The 19,719-nt window shown below is 64.0% G+C and carries 20 protein-coding genes; 10 read left to right on the top strand and 10 right to left on the bottom strand.

The annotated features are described in order from the left end of the window. Positions 1-5: 5 nt before the first annotated feature. The 4 genes from ABIG06_RS34135 to ABIG06_RS34150 all read right to left on the bottom strand — a co-directional run bounded on the left by ABIG06_RS34135 (position 6) and on the right by ABIG06_RS34150 (position 2,816). Positions 6-347 carry a hypothetical protein gene (locus ABIG06_RS34135; RefSeq protein ID WP_424578539.1) on the bottom strand — a complete coding sequence of 114 codons (342 nt, stop codon included), beginning with the start codon at positions 345-347 and terminating at the stop codon, positions 6-8. Beyond that, entirely contained in the window at positions 301-603 is a 303-nt protein-coding gene (locus ABIG06_RS34140) for a cupin domain-containing protein (RefSeq protein WP_424578540.1), read from the bottom strand. Before ABIG06_RS34140 ends, ABIG06_RS34135 begins: the two co-directional genes overlap by 47 nt. A gap of 43 nt (positions 604-646) precedes the next feature. After that, entirely contained in the window at positions 647-1,504 is an 858-nt protein-coding gene (locus ABIG06_RS34145; RefSeq protein WP_370140189.1) for an AraC family transcriptional regulator, read from the bottom strand. 70 nt (positions 1,505-1,574) lie between these two features. After that, entirely contained in the window at positions 1,575-2,816 is a 1,242-nt protein-coding gene (locus ABIG06_RS34150) for an amidase (RefSeq protein ID WP_124157934.1), read from the bottom strand. Positions 2,817-2,907: 91 nt separating this feature from the next. Between ABIG06_RS34150 and dprA the strand changes: the two genes are divergently transcribed. Next, positions 2,908-4,050 carry a DNA-processing protein DprA gene (gene dprA, locus ABIG06_RS34155; RefSeq protein WP_370140190.1) on the top strand — a complete coding sequence of 381 codons (1,143 nt, stop codon included), beginning with the start codon at positions 2,908-2,910 and terminating at the stop codon, positions 4,048-4,050. Between the two features lie 70 nt (positions 4,051-4,120). Here dprA and ABIG06_RS34160 read toward each other — a convergent pair whose 3' ends face one another. Continuing rightward, on the bottom strand, positions 4,121-4,567 hold the full coding sequence (locus ABIG06_RS34160) for a winged helix-turn-helix transcriptional regulator (RefSeq protein ID WP_124157932.1): 447 nt from the start codon (positions 4,565-4,567) through the stop codon (positions 4,121-4,123). A gap of 83 nt (positions 4,568-4,650) precedes the next feature. Here ABIG06_RS34160 and ABIG06_RS34165 point away from each other — a divergent pair, with 83 nt between their 5' ends. Then, positions 4,651-5,259, top strand: a complete 609-nt coding sequence (locus ABIG06_RS34165) for an FMN-dependent NADH-azoreductase (protein WP_370140191.1) — start codon at positions 4,651-4,653, stop codon at positions 5,257-5,259. 78 nt (positions 5,260-5,337) lie between these two features. On the opposite strand, the gene ABIG06_RS34170 is transcribed toward ABIG06_RS34165, so the two are convergent. Continuing rightward, a complete protein-coding gene (locus tag ABIG06_RS34170; protein WP_199751259.1) occupies positions 5,338-5,505 on the bottom strand; it encodes a hypothetical protein in 168 nt (55 codons plus the stop codon). Positions 5,506-5,680: 175 nt separating this feature from the next. Next, complete coding sequence (locus ABIG06_RS34175) at positions 5,681-6,454, bottom strand: SDR family oxidoreductase (RefSeq protein ID WP_370140192.1); 774 nt, start codon at positions 6,452-6,454, stop codon at positions 5,681-5,683. Between the two features lie 121 nt (positions 6,455-6,575). Here ABIG06_RS34175 and ABIG06_RS34180 point away from each other — a divergent pair, with 121 nt between their 5' ends. Further along, the gene (locus tag ABIG06_RS34180; protein WP_124157929.1) at positions 6,576-7,040 is read left to right on the top strand and encodes a winged helix-turn-helix transcriptional regulator; all 465 of its coding nucleotides are present in this window, start codon (positions 6,576-6,578) and stop codon (positions 7,038-7,040) included. Positions 7,041-7,092: 52 nt separating this feature from the next. Here ABIG06_RS34180 and ABIG06_RS34185 read toward each other — a convergent pair whose 3' ends face one another. Together ABIG06_RS34185 and ABIG06_RS34190 are read right to left on the bottom strand one after the other, a co-directional pair. Continuing rightward, entirely contained in the window at positions 7,093-7,368 is a 276-nt protein-coding gene (locus ABIG06_RS34185; protein WP_370140193.1) for a hypothetical protein, read from the bottom strand. 123 nt (positions 7,369-7,491) lie between these two features. Next, positions 7,492-7,635, bottom strand: a complete 144-nt coding sequence (locus tag ABIG06_RS34190) for a hypothetical protein (protein ID WP_245454377.1) — start codon at positions 7,633-7,635, stop codon at positions 7,492-7,494. 323 nt (positions 7,636-7,958) lie between these two features. On the opposite strand from ABIG06_RS34190, the gene topA reads away from it, so the two are divergent. The 6 genes from topA (at position 7,959) to rpmG (ending at position 16,105) form a co-directional block, all read left to right on the top strand. Next, a complete protein-coding gene (gene topA, locus ABIG06_RS34195) occupies positions 7,959-10,733 on the top strand; it encodes a type I DNA topoisomerase (RefSeq protein WP_370140194.1) in 2,775 nt (924 codons plus the stop codon). Between the two features lie 7 nt (positions 10,734-10,740). Further along, positions 10,741-13,095: a ribonuclease R gene (gene rnr / locus ABIG06_RS34200; protein ID WP_370140195.1), complete on the top strand. Its 2,355-nt coding sequence runs from the start codon at positions 10,741-10,743 to the stop codon at positions 13,093-13,095. Beyond that, positions 13,089-13,529 carry a DUF983 domain-containing protein gene (locus tag ABIG06_RS34205; protein ID WP_370140196.1) on the top strand — a complete coding sequence of 147 codons (441 nt, stop codon included), beginning with the start codon at positions 13,089-13,091 and terminating at the stop codon, positions 13,527-13,529. Before rnr ends, ABIG06_RS34205 begins: the two co-directional genes overlap by 7 nt. A gap of 31 nt (positions 13,530-13,560) precedes the next feature. Next, positions 13,561-14,313, top strand: coding sequence for an NUDIX hydrolase (locus ABIG06_RS34210; RefSeq protein ID WP_370140197.1), 753 nt, complete (start codon positions 13,561-13,563; stop codon positions 14,311-14,313). A gap of 174 nt (positions 14,314-14,487) precedes the next feature. Beyond that, the gene (locus ABIG06_RS34215) at positions 14,488-15,813 is read left to right on the top strand and encodes an LLM class flavin-dependent oxidoreductase (protein WP_370140198.1); all 1,326 of its coding nucleotides are present in this window, start codon (positions 14,488-14,490) and stop codon (positions 15,811-15,813) included. Positions 15,814-15,937: 124 nt separating this feature from the next. Next, positions 15,938-16,105 (top strand): 50S ribosomal protein L33, encoded by a 168-nt coding sequence (gene rpmG, locus ABIG06_RS34220; protein WP_007603295.1) that lies wholly within the window; start codon positions 15,938-15,940, stop codon positions 16,103-16,105. A gap of 1,259 nt (positions 16,106-17,364) precedes the next feature. Here rpmG and ABIG06_RS34225 read toward each other — a convergent pair. After that, complete coding sequence (locus ABIG06_RS34225; protein WP_245454376.1) at positions 17,365-17,922, bottom strand: group I truncated hemoglobin; 558 nt, start codon at positions 17,920-17,922, stop codon at positions 17,365-17,367. A 483-nt stretch (positions 17,923-18,405) separates the two neighbouring features. Between ABIG06_RS34225 and ABIG06_RS34230 the strand changes: the two genes are divergently transcribed. After that, entirely contained in the window at positions 18,406-19,488 is a 1,083-nt protein-coding gene (locus ABIG06_RS34230) for a beta-propeller fold lactonase family protein (protein WP_124157922.1), read from the top strand. Positions 19,489-19,719: the final 231 nt, after the last annotated feature.

Consider the following 19,719-nt stretch of genomic DNA (forward strand, 5'->3'; position numbering starts at 1 on the left):
TCGCCTCACACGGCAAGGCCTGACCTGGCCGGCGCCTCACGCAACGGCTCGATCGCCAACCGATAGCCGGCAAGGCGCGCCATCGGCGCAAGCACGGCGAACAGCAGCTTTTGTAGCCAGATCGGCACGCCAGCCAGATACATGTGATTGCGATAGGCGTGTAGCACCAGTGCGATCAGCAGGAGGTTCGGATCGCCGGCGCTGGAGAACCATTTGGGCTGCTTCACCGTGAGCGTGACGAAATTGGCGAAGAAGCGCAGATGCTGCTGCGCCGGCGTGAACGAGACCTCGAGCTCGGCGTTACCGTCGCCGGCATTGGCGAAATAATGCGGTCTGCCACGCGGCACGGGTCACGCTGCCGCCTGCGTCCACCAGCTGCTCACGCCCGTCGACGACAAACTTGATGCGTCCACTCCTCACTGCAAAGTGCTCGTCCGCGCCGGGATGCACGTGCATAAGCGCGTTGCCGCCGCCCGAGCCGCCCTTTTCGAGGATCACACCGAAACGTGCGACGTCACCTTCGTCGAGCAGTCCGGAGAAGACAAACGTCTCCTTGTTGAAGGCATTGCGCAGCCGAGCGCCGCGGGCGAACTCTGTCGACATGTTTGCGTCTCCTTGCGAAGTCTGAAGACGCGCTGGTAGCCGCCTAAGTGAGAAACGTATTGTAAAAATCCGACGACGCGAGTTCGTCATTCCACCTCTGTACCCTGTCGGTCGCGACACGCCGGCAGAACACGTCCGGCGAGCTTCCCGCGAAAGTACGGAAGTCGCGGATCAGATGCGCCTGGTCGGTGAATCCGCCCGCATGCGCGACATCCGCCCAATCGGCGCCGGAGCGGCGCGCCGCGATCGCCTGCAGCATCCGCTCGATCCGTGCGAACCGCTTCGCACTCGCTCCGATCTCGGTCTTGAAGCGGCGCTGCAGGCTGCGTTCGCCGATGTCGAGGCGATCGGCGAGGGCACGCATCGAGATCGCCGGGCTCCGCCTGATCGCCCGCATCGCGCGTGCAACCAGCGGATCGAGGCGTGACGGCCGCCGCCTCTGCTCGAGAAAGCCCTGCATGTAAGTCACGCGCGCAGCCGCGCTGCCGGCCCCGGCGAGCCGTCCTTCAAACCGTGCGGCCGCGTGGTCACCGAAGATGTCGCAGATTTCGACGCTGGCATCGAGCAGGTCGGCAGGCCTGACCCCGAGCACGCGATCGGCCGCATCAGGCTTCAACCGCACCAGCACGACACCGACCGGGCCGCTCGGCTTCAGCGCCGCCGCGCGCGTGTGCATGCCGTTGACGGCGTGCTTGTAGACTCCGCGTTGTGAGGCCATTGGCGATCGATAGTGCACGATCAGCACCGGCGACGTCGTCGGCAGCACCTTGATCGTTCGCGCGCAGGCGGTCGCGGCATCCGCGAGATCGACGTCACAAAATGCCTCGACAATCTCGCCGAGACTTTCACTCGCGGCGAAGAACTGCGGGCCGCGCGGGCCCTGTCGGTGCGGAAGTGTCATGAGCTCAATTGGTCGGCCGGGCGCCGGTGCAGGTGCCTCCGCCGCGTTCACATAAGATTGAGGCGCACATTCACGCCCGGGCCAGCGCGTCCTCGAGAAACCAGGCCGCCGCAAGCGCGAGCGGATCGTTGCCGAAGCGGGCGATCACCTGCACGCCGATCGGCAGGCCGCCGACCTTCAGGACAGGCACGTTGACGCAAGGATTGCCCATCAGCGTCCAGAGCCGGTTGTAGCGGGGATCGCCAGTGCTCGCGAGTTCCTTGGCCGGCGCCGTGCCTGGCGCCGAATAGGTCAAAAGCACGTCGACACCTTCGAAGAGCTCGCCGAGCTCGCGCCGGCCGCGACGGCTGATCCGGCGCGCCTCGTCATATTCCTTTGGCGTCAGCCCGACGGTCGCATCGAGACTGGCGCGCAGCATCGGCGCGATCTCGTCATGCCGCTCGGAGAACTCCCAGGCCAGCGCGCGATGCGCCTCGAAATCCTGGATGATCGGATGGATGCGCCAGGCTTCCTGCACCGCCTCGGGCAGATCGACGGCCTTCACGCTGGCACCGGCGCGCTCGGCCGCCTTGATCGCGGCCAGCAGCCCCTCTTCGGCCGCCGGCTCGACGGCGCCGGCAAACTCCTGCCGGACCACCCCGATGCGGGGCGACTTCGCCGGAGCAATGCCCGAAAATTCGGTGCGGCCCGTCATCGCGAGCAGCCCGCGCGCGAGATCCTCCGCGCGCGCGCCGAACAAGCCGACCGTGTCGAGCGCCCACGAGTAGCACTTCACACCGACCGTCGGCAGCATCCGGAACGACGGCTTGATCGCGGCCGTCCCGCAATAGGCGGCGGGCCGGATCACCGAGCCGCCCGTCTGGGTGCCCAGCGCCAGCGGGATCATGCCGGCGCCGACGGCCGCCGCCGAGCCGGAGGAGGAGCCGCCCGGCGAATGACCCGTATTGTGGGGATTGCGCGTCGGGGTCGGATCGCGCGAGGCAAACGCGGTCGTGGTGGTCTTGCCGATGATGGTGGCCCCTGCCCGCTTCAGCATCATCACCACAGGTGCGTCGGCGCGCGGCTGCCAGCCGCGATAGATCTCCGAGCCCATCTCGGTCGGCATGTTGGCGGTGTCGATGATGTCCTTGATGCCGACCGCGATGCCGCGCAGCGGCCCGGAGCCTTGCGCCCTCGCCGACTTGTCGTGGCGAACGAAGGCGTGGACGTCCTTCTCTTTGGCTTCGATCGCCGCGTGCGATTGCGCGATGGCGGCGTCAGTCGAAAGCTCGCCCGCTTCGATGCGGCGCTGAAGGTCGGCAAGTGAGATCATGGCAAAATCCTTCTTATTGGGATCGCTTTTAGCATCGCAGCAAGGTCGCGCAAGCGCAGGTCCCTGTTGCGCAACGCCCTCAGGTTGTTCCATGCTGTCCCTGCAAGGAGACACCGTGGACGCCATCAATCCAAGCGTGGAGCTGACCGAGGCTGAGCGGATCGACCGCCTGCGGCTGATCCGTTCCGACAATGTCGGGCCGCGCACCTTCCGTTCGCTGGTCGATCATTTCGGCACCGCGCGGCTGGCGCTGGAGCGCCTGCCTGATCTGGCGCGCCGCGGCGGTGCGCAGCGGACGGGCCGTATCTGTAGCGCCGATGAGGCGAAGGCCGAGCTCGCCGCAAGCCGCAAGTTCGGCATCGCCTGGCTAGCCCCCGGCGAGGACGGCTATCCGGCGCGGCTGGCGATGATCGACGACGCACCGCCGCTGCTCGCCGTACGCGGCGACACGAAAACCCTGATGCGGCCGATGATCGCCATCGTCGGCTCGCGCAACGCCTCCGGCGCGGGCTTGAAATTCGCCGGCCAGCTCGCGCGCGAACTTGGCGAAGCCGGTTTTGTCGTCATCTCGGGCCTCGCCCGCGGCGTCGATCAGGCCGCACATCGCGCAAGCGTTGAGAACGGCACGATCGCCGTGCTCGCGGGCGGCCATGATTGCATCTATCCGCCCGAGCATGGCGACCTGCTCGCCGCAATCCTCGACCACGCGGGTGCGGCGATCTCCGAGATGCCGCTCGGCCACGAGCCGCGCGCCCGCGACTTTCCACGCCGCAACCGGCTGATCTCGGGCGCCTCGCTCGGCGTCCTCGTGGTGGAAGCCGCGCACCGCTCGGGGTCGCTGATCACCGCGCGCATGGCGGCCGAACAGGGCCGCGAGGTGTTCGCGGTGCCCGGCTCGCCGCTCGATCCGCGTGCCGCCGGCGCCAACGACCTGATCAAGCAGGGCGCAACGCTCGTCACGGAAGCCGCCGACATCGTCAACGCGGTGCAGCCGATCATGGAACGGCCCCTGATGCACCCCGCAGGCGAGCCCGACGGCGAGCCGTTCGAGAGTGATCCGCAGAGCCATGACCGCGATCAGATCATCAACCTGCTCGGCCCAGCCCCCGTGACGATCGACGATCTCGTACGAATGTCCGGCGCCTCGCCCACAATCGTGCGCACGGTGCTGCTGGAGCTCGAGCTCGCCGGCCGGCTCGAGCGCCACGGCGGCGGATTGGTGTCGCTGCTCTAGTGTGTGCCTTCGATGTCGTTGACTGGAAAGGCGTCATTCCGGGCGTGAACTGTCGAGCCGCAACGCTAGTCTAACCCTCGTTGCGCGCATCGAACCGCGTGCGCGCGGCCGCGATCTGCTCCTGATGTTCGATCGCCCACTCCCCGAGCGCCTTCACCGGCTGCTGAAGACCGCGGCCGAGATCGGTCAGCTCATAGTCCACCCGCGGCGGGATGGTCGGGAAGATCGTGCGCGTGACGAGGCCGTCGCGCTCGAGACCGCGCAGCGTCAAAGTCAGCATCCGCTGCGAGATGCCGTTGATCATGCGCTTCAGCTCGTTGAAGCGCTTCGGCCCGTCGCTGAGCATCATGATCACGAACACGCTCCATTTGTCGCCGACACGGGACAGCACGGAGGCGACACCGCGGCAGTCCGCGTGGTTGCGATCCGGCATCGGATCGGGACTCTGATGTGGCCTTGGGTTTGGCCTCGGCGGAGCAGGCAAATCGGTGTTCTCAGGTTTCAAAGATGTGCCCATGGCTCAAAAAAGTGCGTTCTTGCGGGGATTTCAACAGTCACTCATGTAGCGCCGGTTACAAACCTATACCAGGGTGACCCCAAATGAAACTTCTCCATATCGACTCCAGCGTGCTCGGCCCCCACTCCGTCAGCCGGCAGGTTTCCGCCGCGATCGTCGACCGTCTCGGGCAGGCGACGTCGTCGCTTCAAGTCGTCTATCGCGACCTGACCCAGACCCCGCTTGCCCATCTCTCCGGCTCGCATCTCGCGGCAGCGCAAGGCGCCCCCGCACCGGCGGAGCTTGCGCCCGACCTTGCCGCAAGCGCGGCGGTGCTGGAGGAGTTCCTGAGCGCCGACGTCGTGGTCATCGGTGCACCCATGTACAACTTCACGATTCCGAGCCAGCTCAAGGCCTGGATCGACCGCATCCTGGTGGTGGGGAAGACTTTTAAATATGGCGCAGCCGGGCCCGAGGGGCTCGCCGGCGGCAAACGCGTGATCGTCGCGATCTCGCGCGGCGGCTATTACGGCGCCGGCTCGCCCGCCGCAGCGCTGGAGCACCTCGAAAGCTATCTGCGCGGCGTGTTCGGCTTCATCGGCGTCCGCAATGCCGAATTCATCATCGCCGACGGCATCCAGGTCGGACCGGATCACCGCGAGAAGGCGCTCGCGGGCGCGCTTCAAGCCGCCACCAGCCTGCGGGCGGCCTGACGCCGGGCCGAGATCGGCCGCCGCCAAAATACGCGGCGGCTGATGGCTGCACGATCTGCAGAGCTGGAACCAGACCCCCTAAATGCCCAGGATCACGGCAACAAGCGAGACGAACAGGCCCATGCCGCACAACAACGCGATGGCGACGAGCTCGGATGTGTCGGAGCGCCTGGCGGGAACGGAGGATCTTTCGGTGAAGATGCGCGGTGATGAAAGCGACGAGAAAAAGCTGGCTGCTTTCGGCATGCTAGACTCCCTATAGATATAATGAGTCTGCCCGTCCCTTAAGAGGGTCTTTGCAGCTTCCGCGAAGGTTCAACACCTCGCGCAAAGGTTCAGTCAATGCACCTGGCCGGACGTCGGAACCGACCGGCGCAACCGCATAGGCTGCGCCGGCCAGTTCGATTTGCGCCTGGTTTGATCAGCCGCGATAGATCGGCGCGCCGCTCGGGGAGGCCACCGCGCCGCCGTCGACGAAGATCTCCTGCCCCTGCACATGCGCGGAATCATCGGAAGCGAGGAACAGCACCGTCTTCGCGACGTGATCCGTTTCACCGATGTGGCCGAGCGGCGTCGATAGCGCGATCCGCTTCTCGAACGCCTTCTCGGCTTCGGGTGTCGCGGTCGCGGGCCCCCAGATCGGGGTGCGGATCGCGCCGGGCGCCACGACATTGACGCGGATTCCGCGCGGCGACAGCTCCGAGGCCATGATCCGCGCCATCGCCCGCACGCCGGCCTTTGCGGCACCGTAAGCGGAGTAACCGGGAATGCCGAGCACGGAGATCACCGAGCCGTTGAGGATGATCGAGGCATTGTCGTTGAGAAAAGGCAGCGCCGACTGCACGGTGAAGAACACGCCGGTCAGATTGGTGCTGATGACCTTCTCGAAGACTTCGGGCGTCGCCGAGCCCAGCGGCGTGCCGCCGGCGATGCCGGCATTGGCAAACACGATGTCGAATTTGCCGAACTTCTCCGCGCCCTGCTTGATGGCGGCTTCGGTCGCGGCGATGTCGGTGGCGTCGGCGGCGAGCGCGAGCGCGTTCGGCCCGAGTTCCTTCGCGGCAGCCTCCAGCGTCTGCTTGTTGCGCCCGGTGATCACTACCTTGGCGCCTTCGGCCGCAAACAGTTTTGCCGTCGCAAGCCCGATGCCGCTGTTGCCGCCCGTAATCAATGCCGTCTTGTCTTTCAGTCTCACGCTCGCCTCCTTAGTTGCATGATGAAACTAGATTGCCATCTAGAGCAAGCGGTTTTATGATGCAACCACACAAGCGCGTGATCGGCGCTGACGCCGTGCGAACGCGATAGGACAGACTGCGATGGTGAAACGAACCAGCTTCGAGGGCGATTCCTGCCCGATCGCACGCTCGCTGGAGGCGCTCGGCGACTGGTGGTCGCTGCTGATCATCCGCGAGGCGCTGTTCGGCGTCCGCCGCTTCGGCGAGTTTCAGAGCAGGCTCGGCATGGCCAAGAACATCCTGGCGGCGCGCCTGCGATCGCTGGTCGACCACGGCATTCTGGCAACCGCCCCCGCCTCCGACGGCAGCGCCTATCAGGAATATCTGCTGACGCCGAAGGGCCGCGGCACCTTTCCGATCCTGGTGGCACTGCGGCAATGGAGCGAGGAGTTCGACGATCACCCCGAGGAGATCGCGACCATCCTGGTCGATCGTGCGAGAGGCCGCCCGGTGAAGAAGCTGGAAATGCGCGCCGAGGACGGGCGCCTGCTCAGTCCCGCCGACACCACGCTGAAGCCGCGGCCGGCGCGACGGCGATCGGCGTGATTGCGGCGGCGAGCTGCCACCACACCTTCCGTGCGAGCGCAGCGAACTCTGGCTAGCATCCGACCAGAATAGCCCTGCGAACCGTTTTCTGGCGATTTTCGCGTTGGCGCCGGCCGAACTCGGCCTCGTAGTTCAGATCATAAACACAGCCGACCTTCATGGCGGCGAAATCTGCACTCCGCTCGATCGCGTAATGACCGGAAGGCTCCGTCTTGAGATGGACGCGGCCGGGCTCGGACCAGGCCTGATCGACGCCGCGATAGATCACCCGATCGGTCGAGCCGACGGTCGCAAACCACAGGATCAACCCTGCGATCAATGCCACCATGATCACGAGGCTACGAACATCGTTGCGGAGCCTATCCGCACGGCTTGAGAGATTGGACGCGTTCTTCACATTGGCTTTGTCGCCGGTCGAACGCGACAGTTCACGACAATCCACCTGGTCTTGTCACGAGAGCTTGCGCTTGGTCCGTAGCCGCAGATGCTCGTCGGCCTCGAGCTTGGTCATGCCGAGGAGATAATAGAGCACGTCGAGCTTGTGGCGCTCGGCGACCTTGCGCAATGCTCCGGTCTGCTCGGCGATGAAGGCCACCGCCTCGTCCGCGCCCCCCTCCCCTGGTTCCTCATGACGCGCGCCTCCACGCGCGCCTGATGCGGCGCGCCTCCGTTTCTTTGGCTTAGTTACCAAGACCCCACCCGAATCCATGGCCCCAGCGGCGACATTACGCCCACATCGACCGCAACTCCAAGGTGGTATTTTGCAACTTTTTCGATATGAAACTTTTCCCATCGAGGCGGCTTTCAACATCCCTCCATTTGACAGCGGAGGCCTCACCACCCATGTTCGGGTCGAAACGGCCGACCCGAGTCCTTTCGTTTTCGGCCCAAGATTTTCCCGTAAGTTACTGGAACTACATGAATATCGTCATCGTGGAGTCGCCGGCGAAAGCCAAGACGATCAACAAATATCTGGGCTCGTCCTATGAGGTTCTGGCCTCGTTCGGCCATGTCCGCGACCTGCCCGCGAAGAACGGCTCCGTCGATCCCGATGCCAATTTCAAGATGATCTGGGAGGTCGATCCCAAGGCAGCCGGCCGGCTCAACGAGATCGCCAGGTCCTTGAAGGGCGCCGACCGTCTGATTCTCGCCACCGACCCTGATCGCGAGGGCGAGGCCATCTCCTGGCACGTGCTGGAGGTGCTGAAGGAAAAGCGCGCGCTGAAGGACCAGAAAATCGAGCGGGTGGTGTTCAACGCCATCACCAAGCAGGCCGTCTCGGACGCAATGAAGCATCCGCGTCAGATCGACGGCGCGCTGGTCGACGCCTATATGGCGCGCCGGGCGCTCGATTACCTGGTCGGCTTCACTCTCTCTCCCGTGCTGTGGCGCAAGCTGCCGGGCGCCCGTTCGGCCGGCCGCGTGCAGTCGGTGGCGCTGCGTCTCGTCTGCGATCGCGAGCTCGAGATCGAGAAATTCGTGCCGCGCGAATACTGGTCGCTGATCGCAACCCTGCTGACGCCGCGCGGGGATGCGTTCGAGGCCCGCCTCGTCGGCGCCGACGGCAAGAAGATCCAGCGTCTCGACATCGGCACCGGCGCGGAAGCCGAAGACTTCAAGAAGGCGCTGGAGGCAGCCAGCTACACCGTGACCGCGGTCGATGCCAAGCCCGCTCGGCGCAATCCGCAAGCGCCCTTCACCACCTCGACGCTGCAGCAGGAAGCCAGCCGCAAATACGGCTTTGCGCCGGCGCACACCATGCGCATCGCCCAGCGCCTCTATGAAGGCATCGACATCGGCGGCGAGACCACCGGACTCATTACTTATATGCGTACCGACGGCGTGCAGATCGACCCGTCCGCGATCACCCAGGCGCGCAAGGTGATCGGCGAGGATTACGGCAACGCCTACGTGCCCGATGCGCCCCGTCAATACCAGGCCAAGGCCAAGAACGCCCAGGAAGCGCACGAGGCGATCCGACCGACCGACCTCTCCCGCCGCCCCGACAGCCTGAGCCGCAGGCTGGATGCCGATCAGGCGAAGCTCTACGAGTTGATCTGGAAGCGCACGATCGCGAGCCAGATGGAATCCGCCGAGCTCGAGCGCACCACCGTCGACATCACGGCAAAGGCCGGTTCCCGCACGCTGGAGCTGCGCGCCACCGGCCAGGTCGTCAAGTTCGACGGCTTCCTCGCGCTCTATCAGGAAGGCCGCGACGACGAGGAGGACGAGGATTCCCGCCGCCTCCCCGCGATGAGCCCGAACGACGCCCTGAAGCGGCAGAGCCTGTCCGTGACCCAGCATTTCACCGAGCCGCCGCCGCGCTTCTCGGAAGCATCCCTGGTCAAGCGCATGGAAGAGCTCGGCATCGGCCGGCCCTCGACCTATGCCTCGATCCTCCAGGTCCTGAAGGACCGCGGCTACGTCAAGCTGGAGAAGAAGCGCCTGCACGGCGAGGACAAGGGCCGCGTCGTGATCGCGTTCCTCGAAAGCTTCTTCAGCCGCTACGTCGAGTACGATTTTACGGCGGGCCTGGAGGAACAGCTCGACCGCATCTCCAACAACGAGATTTCCTGGCAGCAGGTGCTGAAGGACTTCTGGCGCGACTTCATCGGCGCCGTCGATGACATCAAGGATTTGCGCGTCGCGCAGGTGCTCGACGTGCTCGACGAGATGCTTGGGCCGCACATCTATCCGCCGCGCGCCGATGGCGGCGACGTCCGCCAGTGCCCGAACTGCGGCACCGGCCGGCTGAACCTGAAGGCCGGCAAGTTCGGCGCCTTCGTCGGCTGCTCGAACTATCCGGAGTGCCGCTACACCCGTCAGCTCGCCGCCGATGGTGAGGCGACCGCCGACCGTTCGCTGGGCCAGGATCCTGATACGGGTCGCGATGTCTGGGTCAAGGCCGGCCGCTTCGGCCCCTATATCCAGCTCGGTGAGCAGAAGGATTATGAGGAAGGCGAGAAGCCCAAGCGCGCCGGCATTCCGAAGGGCACCTCGCCCGGCGATGTCGACCTCGAGCTCGCGCTGAAACTGCTGTCGCTGCCGCGCGAGATCGGCAAGCATCCGGAAAGCGGTCTTCCGATCACCGCCGGCCTCGGCCGCTTCGGACCGTTCGTGAAGCACGACAAGACCTATGCCAGCCTGGAAGCCGGCGACGAGGTGTTCGACATCGGCCTCAACCGCGCGGTGACGTTGATCGCGGAAAAGGTCGCCAAGGGCCCGAGCCGCCGCTTCGGCGCCGATCCCGGCAAGGCGCTCGGCGATCATCCGACGCTCGGCACCGTCACCGTCAAGAGCGGCCGCTACGGCGCCTATGTCACGGCCGGCGGCGTCAATGCGACGATCCCGGCCGAATTCGAGAAGGATACGATCACCTTGCCGCAGGCGATCGCGCTGATCGACGAGCGCGCGGCCAAGGGCGGCGGCAAGGCCAAGACCACCAAGTCGGCGAAGAAAGCGGCGAAGCCAGCCAAGGCCAAGAAGACTGCAGAGAAAGCTGCGGACGGTGAAGACGCTGCGCCAAAACCGAAGAAGCCGGCCGCGAAGAAAGCCGCAGCCAAGACCAAATCCGAATCCACCAGCAAGGCGCGCGCCGCCGTGCCGTCGACCGCCAAGACGTCGCCGACCAAGGCCGCCGCCACCAAGAATCCTGCAAATACTCCGGCCAAGAAGAGTGCCGGCAAGAGTTAGAGGCTAAGTGAAACGCACGAATGACCGTGGCTTTCCCGACAGGAACGCCATCGTCGCCTTCATCAAGGCAAATCCGGGAAAGGTCGGAACTCGCGAAATTGCGCGCGAGTTCGGCCTGAAGAACGCCGATCGCGCCGAGCTCAGGCGCATGCTGCGCGAGCTCGCCGACGACGGCGTCATCAAGAAGAAGCGCCACAAGGTATCGGAGCCGGACGCGCTGCCGCCGACGCTGCTTGCCGACATCACCGGCCGCGACAGCGACGGCGAATTGATTGCCTCTCCCGCCGAGTGGGACGAGGTGGAGAGCGGCGAGCCGCCGAAGATCCTCATCGAGATGCCGCGCCGAGCCAAGCCGGGCACCTCGGCCGGAATCGGCGACCGCGCGCTGCTGCGCGTCGAGCGCAGCGATGATGATGAAGGCCCCGCCTGGCGCGGCCGCATCATCAAGGTCATCGGCAAGGCCAAGAGCCGCATCCTCGGCGTGTTTCGTGAGCTTCCCGAAGGCGGCGGACGGCTCGTCCCCGTCGACAAGAAGTTCGCCGACCGCGAGCTGAATATCGCCAAGACCGATGCGCAAGGCGCACAGGACGGCGACCTCGTCAGCGTCGACATCGTCCGCTCGCGCGGCTTCGGCCTCGCCTCCGGCCGCGTGAAGGAGAAGCTCGGCTCGGTCAAGTCGGAGAAGGCGATCAGCCTGATCGCGATCTATGCTCACGACATTCCGCTGCAATTCTCGTCCGCAGCCGAGCGCGAGGCGGAAGCCGCTGAGCCGGCGAACCTGAAGGGGCGCGAGGACTGGCGCGACGTCCCGCTCGTCACCATCGACCCGCCGGACGCAAAAGACCACGACGACGCGGTCCACGCGCAGCCCGATGACGATCCCAATAACAAAGGCGGTTTCATCGTCAACGTCGCCATTGCCGACGTCAGCTTCTATGTCCGCCCGGGCACGGCGCTCGATCGCGACGCGCTCGACCGCGGCAACTCGGTCTATTTCCCCGACCGCGTCGTGCCGATGCTGCCCGAGCGCATCTCCAACAATCTCTGCTCGCTGGTACCCGGCGAGCCGCGCGGCGCGCTCGCGGTACGGATGGTGCTCGGGCCCGACGGCCGCAAGCGATCGCACAGCTTCCACCGCATCCTGATGCGCTCGGCGGCCAAGCTCGCTTACGCGCAGGCGCAGGCCGCGATCGACGGAAGGCCGGATGACACCACCGGTCCCCTGCTCGACCCGATCCTGAAACCGCTTTATGCCGCCTATGCCTGCGCCAAGCGCGCCCGCGACGAACGCGATCCGCTCAATCTCGATCTGCCCGAGCGCAAGATCCTCTTGAAGAGCGACGGCACGGTCGATCGCGTCGTCGTGCCTGAGCGGCTCGACGCGCACAAGCTGATCGAGGAGTTCATGATCCTCGCCAACGTCGCCGCGGCGGAGATGCTGGAGAAGAAGTCTCTCCCACTGATCTATCGCGTGCATGACGAACCGACGCTCGAGAAGGTCCATGCGCTGAGCGAGTTTCTGGAGACGCTCGACGTTCCCTTCACGAAATCAGGCGCGCTGCGCCCGACGCTGTTCAACCGCGTGCTGGCCCAGCTCGAAGGCCATGACTATTATCCGCTGGTCAGCGAAGTCGTGCTGCGCGCCCAGGCGCAGGCCGAATATTCCTCCGAGAATTACGGCCATTTCGGCCTGAACCTGCGCCGCTATGCGCATTTCACCTCGCCGATCCGCCGCTATGCCGACCTCGTCGTGCACCGCGCGCTGGTCCGCGCGCTCGGCCTTGGCGAAGGCGCCCTGCCCGACAGCGAGACGCCGGAGACCTTAAGCGAAGTCGCCGCCCACATCTCGCTGACCGAGCGGCGCGCGATGAAGGCCGAGCGCGAGACCGTCGACCGCCTGATCGCCCATCATCTCGCTGATCGCATCGGCGCAAGTTTCCAGGGCCGCGTCTCCGGCGTCACGCGCGCCGGCCTTTTCGTCAAGCTGAGCGAGACCGGCGCCGACGGGCTGATCCCGATCCGATCCCTCGGCACGGAATATTTCAACTATGACGAGAGCCGACACGCGCTGGTCGGCACGCGCAGCGGCACCCTTTATCAGCTCGGCGACGTCGTTGACGTCCGTCTGATAGAAGCAGCACCGATCGCGGGCGCACTGCGCTTCGAATTGCTGTCGTCGCAGGCAGATGCCGCGCCGCGCGACCGCAGGCCGTTCCGCCCGCAGCGCAAATCGTCAAAGGCCCATCCCGGACGCAGCCCAGAGAAAAAACGCAAGCCGGAGAAGCAGAAATCTGCCAAGGGCAGGAAGGCCAAAGGAAAGAACAAGAGCAAAGGCAAGGGACAGAAGGGCAAGGCATGGTGACGATGAGCACGGCCCCAAAGATCTGGACGCGCGAGAGCGGCCTCGTCGAGAAGCGCGACGTCTGGACCGCGATGAGGCGCGGCTTTCGCGGCCGCTGCCCGCGCTGCGGCAAGGGAAAGCTGTTCCGCGCCTTCCTGAAGACGGCGGACAATTGCGCGACATGCGGCCTCGACTTCACGCCGCATCGCGCCGACGATCTGCCTGCCTATCTCGTCATCGTCATCGTCGGCCACATCGTGGTGCCGGCGGTTTTGTGGATCGAGACCAATTACACCACGCCGGTCTGGATCAGCTTCGCGGCCTATCTGCCCTTCACCTTCTCCGCCTCGCTCGCGCTGCTGCAGCCGGTGAAGGGAGCTGTGGTCGGCCTGCAATGGGCTCTGCGCATGCACGGGTTTGACGAGAACCCTCCGGATGGTATTCCGCCAGTGTAGCCAATAAGCAAGAAGCGGTTTGGGTGAGGACATGACGGATATTTCGCAGGCCGAGGAGAAGGCAAAAGTTCACGAGGCGAAGGAAGCCGACCATCACCCCTATTTCCGCCCGAGGGATGCGGCGACGCTGATCCTGGTCGATCGCAGCGGCGCCACCCCGAAAGTGCTGGTCGGCAAGCGCCACGACAAGGTCGTGTTCATGCCCGGAAAATTCGTCTTCCCGGGCGGCCGCGTCGACAAGGCCGACTATCGCGTGCCATGTGCTGCGCCGATCACCGCGGAGCTGGAGGCCAATCTCGCCAAGGGCAGTCCGAAGACCCCGGCCTCGCGCGCGAAATCGCTGGCGATTGCCGCGATCCGCGAAGCCTGTGAGGAGACCGGTCTCTGCCTCGGCCGCAAGGCCGAGGGCAAGGTGACGAGGCTCGACGGCGCCTGGAAGCCGTTCGCGGATGCGGGCCTGCTGCCCGATCCCTCCGGTCTGTTCCTGATCGCGCGCGCGATCACCCCGCCCGGCCGCGTCAAGCGTTTCGACACGCGTTTCTTCACGGCCGATGCGTCCGCGATCACCCATCGCGTCGAGGGCGTGATCCATGCCGATGCGGAGCTGGTCGAGCTGGTCTGGGTCGAGCTCGGCTCAAAACCGCTCGCGGATCTGCATCCGATGACGCGCAACGTGCTCAACGAGCTCGACACCCGCCTTGCCACCGGCCCGCTCCGCCACGACGCGCCGGTGCCCTTCTTCCATTTCTACGGCGGTAAGATGCAGAAGGATGTTTTGAGCTAGGCATCATTGCGCGGCTCTCTCCTCGTCATTCCGGGCTCACGCCAAGTGGCGCGCCCCGGAATGACGTGCTGAGAGATCTGAAAAAAACAAAATAATCTTCCCGCCCTCCCCAATGGCGGAGCTCCGCCGCGTCCCTATGTCTTTCCGAGCGTCACCAAAAACGGACACCGGGCGATGGCACAACGGCAACTCAAGCTTGGCGCGTTCATGCGCCCGATCAGCATCCACACCGGCGCTTGGCGCTATCCTGGGGCCTGGCCCGACGCCAATTTCAACTTCTCGCATATCAAGACGCTGATCCGGAAGCTCGAGGCCGGCAAGTTCGACGCCTTCTTCATGGCCGATCACTTGGCCGTACTGAACATGCCCACCAACGCGCTCAAGCGCAGCCACACCGTGACCTCGTTCGAGCCGTTCACGCTGCTGTCGGCGCTTTCGGCCGTCACCGAGCGGATCGGCCTGATCGCGACGGGCTCGACCACCTTCGACGAGCCCTATCACGTCGCCCGCCGCTTCGCCTCGCTCGACCATCTCAGCGGCGGGCGCGCGGGGTGGAATATCGTCACCACCTCGAACCCGGACGCGGCGCTGAATTTCGGCCTGGACGACCACATGGAGCACGCCGAGCGCTACAAGCGCGCCCGCGAATTCTATGACGTCGTCACCGGCCTGTGGGATTCCTTCGCCGACGATGCCTTCGTGCGCGACGTCGAGAGCGGTCTCTTCTTCGATCCCGCGAAGATGCATGTGCTCGACCACCACGGCAAATATCTGAAGGTGCGCGGCCCTCTCAACATCGCACGCCCCGTGCAGGGCTGGCCGGTGATCGTGCAGGCCGGCGCGTCTGAAGACGGCAAGCAGCTCGCGGCCGAGACCGCGGAAGCCGTGTTCACCGGCGGCGGCAGTCTCGCCGATGGACAAAGGCTCTATGCCGACATCAAGGGCCGCATGGAGAAAGCCGGCCGCGCCCCCGAGCACCTCAAGATCCTCCCCGGCGCCTTCGTCGTGGTGGGCGAGAGCGTCGATGAAGCCAAGGCGAAGCGCGCTTTGCTCGACAGCCGCGTGCACTACGACAGCGCCATCGCTTCGCTGTCCGTCATCCTCGGCACCGACGCCTCCGGCTTCGATCCGGATGGCCCCCTGCCCGACATTCCCGAGACCAACGCCAGCAAGAGCGGCCGCCAGCGCATGGTCGATCTCGCCGCGCGCGAGAAGCTCACCGTGCGCCAGCTCGCCCAGCGCGTCGGCGGCTATGGCGGGCTTTCGTTCGTCGGGACGCCCAAGACCATCGCCGACCAGATGGAGGAATGGCTGGTCGGGCGCGGCTCCGACGGCTTCAACATCATGTTCCCGTTCGTCCCTGCCGGACTGGACGATTTCGTCGACAAGGTGGTCCCGGAGCTGCAGAAGCGCGGAATTTTCCGCAAAGAGTACGAAGGGGCCACTTTGAGAGAGAATCTGGGCTTGCCGCGGCCGAAAAACCGGTTCTTCGAGGCCTGATCGGCCCGATTTGAGTGGTTTTTCGGGCCTAAATCCTTGACTTCCAGCCGTTTTTGGCTAGGTTGCCGGCCAACGCGGGCCGTCTGGCCGGCTCCAGATTCCCCAATTTTCTGAGGTTCAGAACATGGCCAAAGCGGTCACCATCAAGGTCAAGCTCGTGTCCTCGGCCGACACCGGCTTCTACTACGTCGCCAAGAAGAACTCGCGCACCATGACCGACAAGCTCGTCAAGAAGAAGTACGATCCGGTCGCGCGCAAGCACGTCGAATTCCGCGAAGCCAAGATCAAGTAAGATCGCGAGACATTGAAGACTTTGACGGGGCCCTCTGGGCCCCGTTTTCATTTGCTCCGCGACATGTCCGGGACGCGCTCCAGCGTGCAACGCTGCTGCGCGAAGCCGGGACCAAGAACGCAACACGGCCGACCGCGAAGACATGGGGCCCGGCTCTCGATCCCAACAGTCAACGAACATCAACGCCGGCTTGTGTGCGAGCGGCCCGCGCAACGACGCTAGACGCATTCATGGCGGCGTACCAGGCCGTATGGAAATGTGAGCTAGTGCACAGATTTTCGCTCGGAAGTATGTCAACCTGGCTAACAGGTTTGGCGATGGGATGAGAGCAACATTCATGGAAACCGTGAAACATTGTCGTCCCCAGTCCGCTGAATGGCCTCAGCCTGATGCGATCAGCGCGGGACAAGACTGAAGCAAGACTCCTCAAGTCTCTGTCGCAAAGCTGGGTCCGCCTCGCAAACCAGCTCGATCGGTACAGATCGTTTCGTTCGATGCGTGACAATCGGCCTACACGCGCAGCTGCACGATCCATTCTGCTCCAGGAAATCCGCGAGGGGATAGGCCGGAAGCGCCCGGCGCCAGACGTCGGAGATAACCGACGTCTAGCTCGAAGATAAGTCTGCTCGGCGACGCGCTCACCACCCAGCTGCTGATGACCGTTGCATCACCAAGTATGATCGGCAGGTCGGTTCCTGCCGGTGGATAATCGTGCAACCCGGAATTGGTCCTCAGCCACACTTTCGCTCCGGGCTCAAGTGTCCAATGCGTCGTATGGCCCGCCCGTTCCATGTCTTGGTCCCTGTGGCGAAGGGCGTGCTAGCGGTTTTGCGATGAGACGACTTGATGTCCGAGAAGTCCAGGAGGGATAGGTTGGGCATCGTCCCGCTAAACCTTCTCGGGAAGACCGAGCTGGCTGGAGGCGCTGCTTCCTGCCACGCAAGTGAGCAGGTTTCTGTGGCTCGTATCCCGGCAAACGTGATCGGTCGGTCTGGGTCAACCGAAGCTCTAGACTAGACGTTCGCTCTGGGTCCGATGCTTCCATTGAGGGAAGAGCGACCAGCGTCCGCTTTTACCTGCTAGAGCAGCCCTATGCGGCTTCCCGAACCCCTTTCCCTTCGGGCCAACAGCAGACCCATCGAAGCATCGGCGGACGACGGGGCAGAGCGGAATGCTCTGCCCGTACAAATTGGCCGCTACGGGGCAAGAAAGACTTTATTCAGGTCACACCTCGTCCTTCTGCGCCAGGAGAGATTGCTTCAACCGCGCTTGGCTCTCGATACGTAACCGGCGGTCACCTCATCTTTGTGGCTGGCAAACGCAGCCAGTACTTCGGTCTTCTCGCGCTTCGGAACCTTGGCGAAGTCAAGTGTCCGTCCGAGTTCAGCTGCAACCTCATCGAATTCCGCCGGAGAGATCCGCAAGGCCCGGTGCGCCTCCTCAAGGCCGAGGGGCGTCGTTCCCGGCCTCGTGGCTTTGAACTGGAACGGCCCACCCGAAATGTCACAGACCCAAAGCGTTCGCATGAACTTGAGGCCAGGCAAGCGCTTCAGATTTTTGGTGTGCCATTCCCTCAACTGCGGATTTTTGGACTTCTGACCAACAATGGGGTTCTTTACGACAGCGTCGCTGAAGTGATCCACGACCGCTGCAATGGCGAAGACGCCGCCAAGTCGTTCATACAGGCTTTGATCCCGAGTCGTTTGCTGGGTCTGCGCATGCGCTTGATTGGTTCCAGCCAAAGCCACGGGGGCCGTCAGCGCCAATCCTGCGACCACGCTTCTTCTGCTGATGGAAATCGAACGATCCCTTGCCAAGGGTCCCTCCTTGAATTGGTTTCGTGAGGCATTGCGGCCCAGCATCATCCCTTGCAAACGGCTGTCGCGCGCGCACTACCGCCCGGCGGCCTTATCGATGATTGCCGTGCTCCCATCGGATGGATCGGAATAGAAATGGTTCCCGTAAAATTTGGAGCTGGATGTAAACACATGCGCCGGCACGTCACTCCGAAATGTCCGTCTTGGTCAAAGACTGCCTACGGCTGCGTAGATACACCGTTCGGCTCACATCCTGAACGCGGATGTCCTGGGCTTGTGAGCGATGGGCAGCCCGTGGCCAAGTGTAGACAAGGCACTACTAGCGAACGAGTGCTTCACAGCGTAAGTTCCCAAGACCGGCCCTTGAGAGGCTGGCGTAATTTTCGGGAGGACGCCAAGATGTTGTGTAACCGCGCTATAGGATTATCGTTTGCCGTCATGCTGCTCAGTACGAGCTTTAGTACTGGGTACGCGAAGCCCCTCATGATCGTCGGGCTCGATGAGAAACTGCTGTGGGACGAGAGCGGCAAGCCCATTCTCTCCGCGTCCGGCAAGGATCAGGTTCTGATTGTCGATCTCGCCTCTCCTGAAACCCCCAAGATCATCGCTGCCCTGCCGCTCAAGAACTCGGTTGTCGGACCGCCCGTGAACGTTGCGATCGATCCCAGTGGAGCGGTGGCCCTGGTCGCCGACTCCGTCGATGTCATCAAGGACGGCGACTCGCTGAAACAGGTGCTTGACAACAAGATCTACGTCGTCGACCTGCAGTCCAGTCCGCCCAAGCTGGCCGCAACGCTTACTGGCGGGAAGCAGCCTTCCGGGCTCAGCTTCAGTCCAGATGGCAGGATGGCACTGGTCGCCAATCGCGGCGATAATTCGATCAGCGTCCTCTCCGTGAATGGCACAGACGTGAAGATCACGGACACCGTTGCGATGCCGGACAGTCCGTCGCACGTAACGTTCACCCCGGATGGCAAGCGAGCCCTGGTCGCCCGCTTCCCTGCTCACAAGATCTCCATGCTGGACATCGCGGGCGATAAGGTGACGTACAACAAGATCGACCTGCCGGCCGGCCAATGGCCCTACAATGTCGCGGCAGTACCAGGCGGGAAAGTCGCCCTGACCTCGGACAACGGCAACGCAGGTGCTTCCGATGGAAGTGTGGATACCACGAGCGTCATCGATTTGGAGGCCAACCCGCCGCGCATCATCGATCGCGTGGTGGTGGGCGACGGCCCCGAGGGACTTGCAATCAGCCCCAAGGGGGACGTCGCGGTTGCCGTGATTCTTCGCGGTTCGAACATGAAGAACGCATACTTCTACGAAAAGAACGGCAGCATTTCGGTGCTCAAGATCGATGGGAAGAAAGTGAGCAAGACCGAGGACATCGAGGTCGGCGGCTTGCCCGAGGCCGCAGTGTTCACGCCTGACGGCCAGTACCTCCTCGTCGGCAACTACCTGACACAGGACTTCTCGATCCTGAAGGTCGATGGCAATAACCTTACAGACACCGGCAAGCGCTTCCAGGTGCCCGGACATCCCGCCTCGGCCAGAATGGGACCGTAAAGGTCTTGGTCCATTCCACCATCCCTCAAGGCCCGCTTCACCGCGGGCCTTCACTGTTTCGTCGGCAACAACAAGTGGCTCGGCGGCAGCTTTAAGCTGGCTAGTTTGCGATCGAGCGAGCAGCTTCACATAGTGCGCCGGGCCTAACCCACGCACGATCTCTATTGCGAAACGCAGCCGGTCCATACATGTGGGTCAAAATGCGAAGAACTCAGGTTGAGTAAATCTGGT

Origin of the sequence: Bradyrhizobium sp. USDA 326 (assembly GCF_049739485.1) — a bacterium.
GTDB lineage: Bacteria > Pseudomonadota > Alphaproteobacteria > Rhizobiales > Xanthobacteraceae > Bradyrhizobium.